This window comes from Filomicrobium sp. (assembly GCF_025698805.1).
Lineage (GTDB): Bacteria > Pseudomonadota > Alphaproteobacteria > Rhizobiales > Hyphomicrobiaceae > Filomicrobium > Filomicrobium insigne.
Map to the genome: position 1 here is coordinate 1 of NZ_JAILWT010000021.1, position 8,488 is coordinate 8,488.

Below are 8,488 nucleotides of genomic sequence, written 5' to 3' on the forward strand. Positions count from 1 at the left end.
TGAAAGCGCCGCTGCTTATAACCCGAAAGCCGGAAAGCCTGAAGGTCCGCCTGGGGCTTATCGAGGAAGCTGCGAGGGCGTTGGGAGACCGAAGACCGATCGCGGAGATCCTTTTGGCGGCGCCGGCGGGGTTGTGTTACGGCGAAGCCCGCCTCAGGCAGCGCATTTTGCTGGCGCGTCGAGGGTACGATAGGGGGTTGGGCCGCTTGTTGGCGATGTCCGATGGCAATGCGCAGAAGCTTTTGAAGGATGAGCCCGGCCTCCAAGCAACGTAGCCGTCAGGTCGGCACCTTCGCAAACGTCGGCAGATCTACGGGCTCGTAGAAGGGGTTTGGCGCGGCAAGGGGAGCCAGCATCGGGTCGGTCCTGTAATCGGCGCGGGCGACCATGCTCACTTTCCCCTCCCGGCATAAAACCATCGCGTCGGTATCGAGGTCGTCGGTGGATACGGTTCCGCACAGGTAGTTCTTCAAGGCGCGCTGCGCGTACGGCGTTTTTGCACCGAAGAACTGTTGCGTGGAGCAGTTGTTCAGGATGCTTTCCCAATCGCGGGGGTAAAGGTTTTTAAGCTGGGACAGGTCTTGCCAGAAGGTCCATAGGCGCATGCCGTAACCTCTCATGAGGGTAAGCCCGGCGCGCAGGGAATCCAATTCGCCGAGTTGTGCTGCTTCGTCGATGATGAAGAGGGTCGGCTGCGGTGGAAGGCGGCGGCGTCTGGAGATGGCGGCTAAAATAGTACCGATCCAGAGACGAAGTAGTTTTGCCATTGGAACCAACTTGTCGGGGGGCAGGACGATATAAATGGTCTGCATTGCGCCTGCCCTGACGTCGTCGAGCATTATGGTGCTGTTGGATGTGGCCTTGGCAACCGCTGTGGAACGGAGGAAGCCGAGATGGGAGGAGGCTGACGAGAAGATGCTTGAGCGGGTCCTGCCGGATGAAAATTCGGTTTCCGAGAAGAGCGCGGCAAACATTTGGAACTTGCGATCAAAGGTTTGCGCATCGTCAGTGGGGTCCCGGTAGGAAGGAATGCCGTGCGGGTTGACGAGGAGGCCTTTGACATCCTGCAGGGTGAACGTCTTGTAGGGATAGAGAGTATAGAGGGCCTTTATGATGGTGATGATAAGGGCGGTGGCCCGCTCGTCCCAGAAGGGGTCGATGGTGCTTAGCTTGTCCTGTACGAGCAGATGGGCGATGAGCGCGCAATCGTCTTCGAAGTCGTCGCTGTTGGGATCGAGGAGATCCATCGGGTTGAGCGAGGCGCTTTGCGGTTCGTCGGTGACGCCGTAGGGATCTAGCACAAGAACCTGATGGCCCATTGCGCGACGATGTCTAGCGGTCACCGCCACATTCTCGCCCCGGGGGTCTATGACCACGGCGGGTCCCTGCCAGGTCAACAATGCCGGTATGATGCAGCTGACGCCTTTTCCGGACCCGGTGGGGGCGACCGTGATCAGGTGCCCCTCATGGCCGGTGTCCCAAATGGCATCTCCAGGGCCGGTTTCCGCAGAGGCAGCCGTGCGGCCGAGGAGTAAGCCATTTAAAAGCGATGTTGTTGGAGTATTTCCGACATTCATTAATGCACCCGCTTTTGTACCAAATAACCTTCAGGTGGTTCTAGGGATGTTTTCGCCAAAAATCTGGTTCTGAGATAATTAATGGGAATTGTGAATGCGGTATGGCCCTTGTGAGGAATAAGAGAGAAGGCTCCATATTAAGAGGTGGAATGCAATTTGATCATAAGCGTGCATTGGACAGCGGCGTGTCAGGGCGATTGCTCAGCGATGGGAGACCATTTGTCATTTGCATGCTGATAGGTTTGTTCCACTTGCGTGGTTTTGATTTTTCCGCTGCCGTCCCTCATTTTTAAATAGTAGGAGCACCGGAACTTTAGCGGCTCCAGAGGCATGCAGGAAAGATAATTGATGTCTGCTGGAATCCCCTTTGCGGAGTAAGAGTGTGCGATAAGGTATTGGGATGGCCCTTCGATTGTATCGCAATGGTCATGCATTTCCTTGGTTGTGCGGAGCTCGTTAAGCTCACCGTAGATAGTCCAAAACCTTTCGAATTTATCTGACTTTAATAGCCCCTTTTGCCGTATTTCCTCATAAGTGACTCCGGAATCGAAGACTTCATTAACGTCGACGAGTGTGGATGCAAAAAACTTTCTTTCTTCCTCTGGGAGTGCCGAGTAGCCATAGCGGTCCAGGCACAGGAGGCCCTCTTCGAGTAATCGTATAGTGGTCGCTTTGTCGTAAGGGCTTCTTTGAGGAAGAGGCTTACCCTCTTGAAATGCGAGTGCAACAACGTGGCTGGTAAATCTTTTTAGCTGCTTCAGAGTTTCCGGCTCGATTCCGTCGGTGTGGGCTTGGTGGGGGTCCGCCCGCATGGCAAGTCCATGTGCGGGCGCTTCGTTGTTAAACCAGCGCGTAGTATCAGTATTGAGCAACCACATGGCGATGGCGGTGACGGCGACCGAAGCAAGGATGATGGCGGCGGTACGGAGCATGAAGTCCTCGACGCGGTAGAGGTTCGGATGTCGTTGGCACATCGGAACCAGACGGGGGCTTGGTGGGGTATCAAGGCCCTATGCCCGGAGCAGGACCCGCTCAAGCAATAATCACGGGGTGGGAGTAATGTCGCCCGGATGACGCTAATTCCGTACGCCTTGATTGGTTTTCCGCAGGGGTGAAGCTGCTGTTGCAGGAATGATATGGGGCTGACCGGTAATCGGTCAGGATAGCTGACTTGTCGCGGCGGGGATGTATCATCCTGCCATGAAAGTCCACACGGGGCCGACTGTCGCCGCTGTAGTAATTGCCGTCCTGGTGGCTTTGCCATTGGCGGGTTTTGCGCAGACAGAGGAAATGTCGGGCGCTTTTCCTTTTCTCAGCATAGACCCGTCCCAACTGCGTACATTGAAGGCGGCATTCCTGATTCAATGGCAGTTGTTGAACGGTTTCGGTGATGTTCCTGCCCTCTATTACGTGGGATTGGCAGCCGCTGTGGTTGGGGCGTTATGTATTGTGTTCGTCCAGAAAGCCCAAGACACACGAACGATCGTGGCTTGGCTTTTGATTGTGATCATTTGTCTTTTTGCCCCTTACAACAGCAAGCTCCTGTTTTACCCCACGGTAAAAAAGTCTGATCCGGAAGGTATGTTAGTCGAGGCCGATGAGGCATGTGACTCCAGTGGAACATTCGTAGCGTGCGGGTTCACTCCGCAGTTGGTGATGGCGCATATCGGGACGACGCTGCAGGTCGTATTCGATGACCTGTTCCGGTCAGCGTCCTTTAGGGGGCTTGTTGATGGAGCGTTGGCTGGGGTTGCCTTGACCAATTCGGAAATGTTGAAAACAAGCGGTAGCTGGCTTGGTGATGCCAATCAGTATCTCGGTAGCTGTCAAAATGCAGCGATCCTCCCGTCCGAGATGACGGGGAACGATGGGGGAGCGGGAACAAAGCCCTACACGCTGGCGAGCGCGTTCGACCGTATTGCAGATTATTATTCATCGACCGCGCGTTCGGGTGTGGAAGCGGACTTCAGGGCACCGCCTCCGGCCGTCGTCCTGGACTGGCAGGCGAACCGGAACGATGCGAACTATGCGGCGGCCGTGGGCGCACTGTGCGACAGGGTCGTAGGGAACAATGGTGGACTTGGACAGATTGAACGATGCGGAGAGAACGGGTCAGCAGATCGGGCCCAGAAATCGACAACGACGCTTCTCGACCTAGCCAAGCAAATGAATGCCAAGCCGGACCCCGGCTCCGTGCTCTTTTATCTCACGGGGCCGGAGAACACCGGCTTCGGTGACGCGGCTGGTACGGCTCGCAAGACCATGAGCGATTGCCGGATGTCGACTAAGTCTACTTTGAATTCTTTGAAGGATGGGGCTGTCGATTTCTTCGGATTTGGAGAGAATGTCTGCGCCGGCCACTGGGAAAAGGCGGGATGGGCGTACGGTCAATTCGACAAGAAGTTCGAGGGATTGGGCGGAGCATATGTGAATGCTGAGATGACCCCCGACATGGTTGCCATGTTGCGGGGGATGGATCGTGCTCCGGTGAAGGTGCGGGAATTTACGAGCGGCGATAAATCGTTTGATACGTCTGGAAGCTGTTCGCAGGCGAGGGGGAATGCGCTGTTCAATTCCCTCTTTGATTTGAAGTTGGTCAACCGGGATGTGGGGGAACTGGAAAGTATCGCGGCCGGAACGGTGTTCAGCCGATTGCGCGACAAGATTTCGGGCGCGGAGTCTATACCCGCGAGATGGGATTATAGGGACGTAACCGCGCTTAATTGCGGGAGTTTGTATTACGACATATCTGGTGGGCGTAACAAAGTATGCGCCACGGCATCTGATTTGCTTTCGGTGTTGAACTCGGAACAGTTCTTTAGCGGCGCAGCGAATGAGGAAACTAAACGGCAGCGGCTTGCCGAATTGCTGGTTCGGTCGGTTATGCCGTCGACGGCGATTTACGGGGAGTCGGACGAGGCAAGGGAGACGGCTGAACATTCACGGATGCGGCCGAGTGTGATCGGTGATGTGCAGAATTCGAAGTTGCCCTTCACGGAGCAGACAACCGGCGGATTGATCGGCAGCGTTATCGAATGGCTTGGTGGTGGGATCGTCTGGATCGTATCGAAGTTCATCGGTCCGTTTTCAATCGCGGTGCTGAACTTTTGCAGGATCATTATCGATATGGCGCTTGCAGGCGCCATCGTTGTGACCCCGTTTATTATGCTGATCGGGGTTGCCATTCCGCAGCATGCGGCTGGGATTCTCATTCAGGTTATCGGTGTTGTCTTCATCCTGAAGCTGGTGCCAGTTGTCTTCATAATCATCGATAATCTGGCAGGCATTGTTTACAGGACCTTTGGGGCGATTGGCGGTGATGATAAATCCCTGAAGGAAGGCATTTTCATCTTCGCGATTGCCGGTGTGTACACACAGATCGTCGGCATGACATTGTTCCTGTTGTTCAAGATTGGCGACGCCAAGAACCTTGAGGCGCTCCGGCAAATTGATGACGGCGCCAAACGTCTCGCAGACGCCGGTAAGAATGCGGCTATTGCGGTAGCATCATTTGTTGGTGCTGGTGCATTGGGCGGTGTGCTTGGCGGTGCTGGTGCCTTCGCGTCCGGAAAGGCTGGCAAGGACGTTGTCGCCGCCGCCGGACAGGCAGCGCTTGATAGCGTCAGCGATTATGTGCCCGGTGCCGTAAAGGGTGGTGCAGAAGCTTTCAATCAAGGATTCCAGGGTAACTCGCCTTCCAGTGGGGGCGAGCTTCCAATTGACGCGAACGGCCCGCCTGCTGTGACTGAGGAGGGCGAGACTATCTCATTGGATAGTTGGAAGGATGCTCAGCAGCAGTGGAGCTATATGAATGGCGGAGCTGCACCAACATCTGCCGACGATTGGCTGGCGGTCAACCAGCTTGCTCAGTCGCTTGAGGAGGGCGGCGGTGCGATCAGCATCGATGCCCTCGGGCGGGCAAAAGCCGCGTTCCGATCCGTTACAGGCAAGATAGATCTCGATGCCGCGGACATGACGGTCGTGGAGGAGATGGCGGTTGCCTTGCAGCTGGGGGTGCCGGAAGCGGAAGTGAGAGCAACGATGCGTGGGACGGTGAACGCGTATCACGGAACGGTGGCGGCGGGCGTTGCCCCATTGGGTGGCCTTCCCGGCGTAACTGGCGATGTGGGGCACGGGATTGGTCGGACTGGCGGTCGTGGAACAGCCGGGGCATTCCCGCAACAAGGGCAAGCCAATCAGCCGCAAGGAGCCGGCACGGCCGGACAGGGCGGCGCGGTACCTGCTCCCGCCCCAACCAAACCTCCGACCCCGATGCAGGCTGCGAAGGACAGGATAGATGAAGAAGAGAAGGTAATCCGGGATCGGTTGTCAAAGCTGGATATTCGGATTTCCAATGTGGATGACATTGCGTCCGCCCTGCGGGGTGAAATGCCCCGTGTGGTGAATGCGGCCGCCGATAAGCTCGTCGCGGCGGAGGCAAGGAATGATGGTTTAGGTATTCCAGGGCGGCGGCCGGGAGTTCTACAGTCGGCGGCAGCTGGGGCCTTTGGGGGAATGATGGCTGGTGGGGGCCTCAGCAAGATTCCTGTGGTTGGGGATATCATCCGCAATGTCCTGGACGAGTATTACGAAGCGCCGGAACGGGCGCGCGCGTGGCAACAGGCTGGTGGCATATCGAATTGGATGAAGGCGCGGGGGGATGCGCGCCGCAGGGAATTCCTCGAGAAGGAGGCGTCGACGTATGGCGCCGGGATGCAGTACCAGAACATGGTGACAATGGGCGCCATGGATGGGCCGTGGAAGGTTGCGCGGAAAGCTGCCGCCGAAGCTGCGGCGAAGGTGCGCGATGAACGGGATGCGGTCCGCATGGTGGAAGCCGAGCGGGGCGGGCGGATGCTCACCGGTGAGGATTTCAGGGCCGCAACGTTGGCGAATGCCATCGAAAGCCTGGATAGGTCACTGCAGAACGGAGCGCTCTTCAAGGCAGGACGTGTTCAGGTTGGGGCTGACGGCAAGGAGGTAAAATTGACGCCTGAGGTGCTTAAGGAACTGGTGGCGAGCAAGACGACTAAGGCACTGTCAAGCACCGTGGATGAGCTGATGTTGGGCCATCTTTATCTCGATGAGAAGGATGGACGGCAGGGGACGCATGCGCGGACGCGGGGTGATGCGCGGGCCATCGCCAAGTTCGTGCGTGAAGACATCGGTACCGATTACCAGATCGGTGCGTTCGCAAAGATGCAGCAGGGCAAAAACTCCTTCTACCATCAGCAGGGCATGGTGAAGAGATTCAGGGAAGACCTGGCCGTGGAACGGGTGATGCTGAATCGGTTCAAGGCACAATTCCCTCAGGCGACGAAAGCGGAGATTGACGCGTACAAGGCGAAGCTGCCTGCGAGCAGGGTATTCGATAACAGCCTGCAGTCGGGTTACATGCAGATGGCGCTGTCTGGTTATCGGGCCAAATTCATGGATCATCAGGCGGACCTGAAAGATCAAGTGGCGCAGCTCAACCAGATGGAAAAGCAGGCGAAACTGTTTGAAAGCAAGGTGGGCAATATCCTTTCGATGCTGAAACAGTACGGTCAGATTGCGCAGGTCCCCCAGCAAAACATGGATGGGCTTGACGATGCCCTGCAGAACGTTGCGACGTCGCGGCATGCGAAGGCGGTACTGTCCAGGGTGGGAATGGATGCCTCAAAGAAGGAATACATACTTCAAATCTTCAGTGAGGCGGGAGTGGATGAGAAGACGGTTGAGCACTTGAGGATGATCATTGGGTAGGCAAGGCATGTAACCATGGATGGCCTCGAAGCGCTGTGCAAGCGGAAGCGGTGCGGGGTTTCCGGCTGCGCTGGTTCAGGAGCTTTTCGGGGGACGTGCGATGAGGGCTACCCCAATCGCGACGAGGATTCCGGACAGGCCGAGAAGGCCATAGTAGATGCCCGGATTGAGACAACCGTTCAGATGGCTGGAATAGAAGCAGGGCTGACCGAGGAAGGTTAGATATTGGATATTGATTACGGTCCAAGCCCCTAGCGCGCCTCCGAGAATGACGAGGAGGATGGGGGTGTCGAGCTGTTTGAACATGAGAGGTTTCCTGAATTTATACCGGTGATGGTTTGCAGGTGATGCGGCTCATGAGGCCGCCTTTCGGCAGGTGTGCGCGATCGACGATCCGCAGCACCGTGCCGAACACGTTGCCCAAAGGATCGGGCTCGGAGGGAAATACGGAATACAGCGCGAACTCTCCGTCGGTCGCGACGTAGATGGATAGGTTGTTGGCCTGAATGGAGAAGGGGAGTGCAATCCCCCTCGCCGGACGACCGCTCCGGTCCGTGAGGGTTGCGGTTTCGAAATCAATCGTGAAGGCGGTCCCGCCTGGTCCGGATTCGACGGCGTCGGGAAGATATCGGCCGCCCGTTGCGGCATTGAGCCAATGCTCAAGGTAGCCGCAGGCGTAGGTTGATGCGTTGGCCGGGGCGAAGAGGGAGCACAGTAGGAGCGGTGCGGCAGCGATGCGTAACATGGTGCGGGCCTCGATCCGGTTGCAGAACGCCAAATGACCTGATTGTGGGAAAAGGGAATTCAGCGTGTGTTTTGCCCCGGACCTTTGTCGACGGCACGGGCCACGACTTTTGCGCTCTTGAATCCAAGCTCGGCAAAACCTGCAGTCCAAAGGGCGAAAGCCGCCGTGAACATCGGCAAGGCGAATATGATGCCGATGATCGTGAAGCTCAGGACGACGGCAATCATGAACACAAAGGTGCCCGACAAAATCTTTCCGATACCGGCCATGTTGATCCCCTCAAATATTGATTTTTGGATATTGGTCAGGAAACGTCGGTGCTGAAACTGGTTGACGGAATAACCGCCCTATTTGGTGCTTTTTCCGCAGGGTTGCGGTAACGGTCACGGGTCTGACGGGGATTGGTGATTGACGCCCGCGA

The 8,488-nt window shown here is 56.7% G+C and carries 7 protein-coding genes; 2 read left to right on the forward strand and 5 right to left on the reverse strand.

What is annotated here, in order from left to right; genetic code table 11:
- The coding region (locus tag K5845_RS20780; protein WP_287959928.1) for a hypothetical protein at window positions 1-275 on the forward strand (275 nt) is incomplete at its 5' end.
- A 3-nt stretch (window positions 276-278) separates the two neighbouring features.
- Here K5845_RS20780 and K5845_RS20785 read toward each other — a convergent pair.
- Window positions 279-1,577: a type IV secretory system conjugative DNA transfer family protein gene (locus K5845_RS20785; protein ID WP_287959929.1), complete on the reverse strand. Its 1,299-nt coding sequence runs from the start codon at window positions 1,575-1,577 to the stop codon at window positions 279-281.
- Between the two features lie 188 nt (window positions 1,578-1,765).
- Window positions 1,766-2,509: a hypothetical protein gene (locus tag K5845_RS20790; RefSeq protein WP_287959930.1), complete on the reverse strand. Its 744-nt coding sequence runs from the start codon at window positions 2,507-2,509 to the stop codon at window positions 1,766-1,768.
- 268 nt (window positions 2,510-2,777) lie between these two features.
- Between K5845_RS20790 and K5845_RS20795 the strand changes: the two genes are divergently transcribed.
- On the forward strand, window positions 2,778-7,322 hold the full coding sequence (locus K5845_RS20795) for a hypothetical protein (RefSeq protein ID WP_287959931.1): 4,545 nt from the start codon (window positions 2,778-2,780) through the stop codon (window positions 7,320-7,322).
- 75 nt (window positions 7,323-7,397) lie between these two features.
- Here the strand turns inward: K5845_RS20795 and K5845_RS20800 are convergent, their stop codons facing one another.
- Genes K5845_RS20800 through K5845_RS20810 form a run of 3 tightly spaced genes read right to left on the reverse strand, consistent with a single transcriptional unit; the run spans window position 7,398 to window position 8,336 of the window.
- Window positions 7,398-7,628 (reverse strand): hypothetical protein, encoded by a 231-nt coding sequence (locus K5845_RS20800; protein ID WP_287959932.1) that lies wholly within the window; start codon window positions 7,626-7,628, stop codon window positions 7,398-7,400.
- A 16-nt stretch (window positions 7,629-7,644) separates the two neighbouring features.
- The gene (locus K5845_RS20805) at window positions 7,645-8,067 is read right to left on the reverse strand and encodes a hypothetical protein (RefSeq protein ID WP_287959933.1); all 423 of its coding nucleotides are present in this window, start codon (window positions 8,065-8,067) and stop codon (window positions 7,645-7,647) included.
- Window positions 8,068-8,126: 59 nt separating this feature from the next.
- The gene (locus K5845_RS20810) at window positions 8,127-8,336 is read right to left on the reverse strand and encodes a hypothetical protein (RefSeq protein WP_046476589.1); all 210 of its coding nucleotides are present in this window, start codon (window positions 8,334-8,336) and stop codon (window positions 8,127-8,129) included.
- Window positions 8,337-8,488 lie beyond the last annotated feature (152 nt).

Coding starts and splice junctions, on each gene's coding strand:
- K5845_RS20795 (WP_287959931.1), top strand. CDS start 2,778: ATGAAAGTCCACACGGGGCCGACTGTCGCCGCTGTAGTAATTGCCGTC.
- K5845_RS20810 (WP_046476589.1), bottom strand. CDS start 8,336: ATGGCCGGTATCGGAAAGATTTTGTCGGGCACCTTTGTGTTCATGATT.
- K5845_RS20800 (WP_287959932.1), bottom strand. CDS start 7,628: ATGTTCAAACAGCTCGACACCCCCATCCTCCTCGTCATTCTCGGAGGC.
- K5845_RS20785 (WP_287959929.1), bottom strand. CDS start 1,577: ATGAATGTCGGAAATACTCCAACAACATCGCTTTTAAATGGCTTACTC.
- K5845_RS20790 (WP_287959930.1), bottom strand. CDS start 2,509: ATGCTCCGTACCGCCGCCATCATCCTTGCTTCGGTCGCCGTCACCGCC.
- K5845_RS20805 (WP_287959933.1), bottom strand. CDS start 8,067: ATGTTACGCATCGCTGCCGCACCGCTCCTACTGTGCTCCCTCTTCGCC.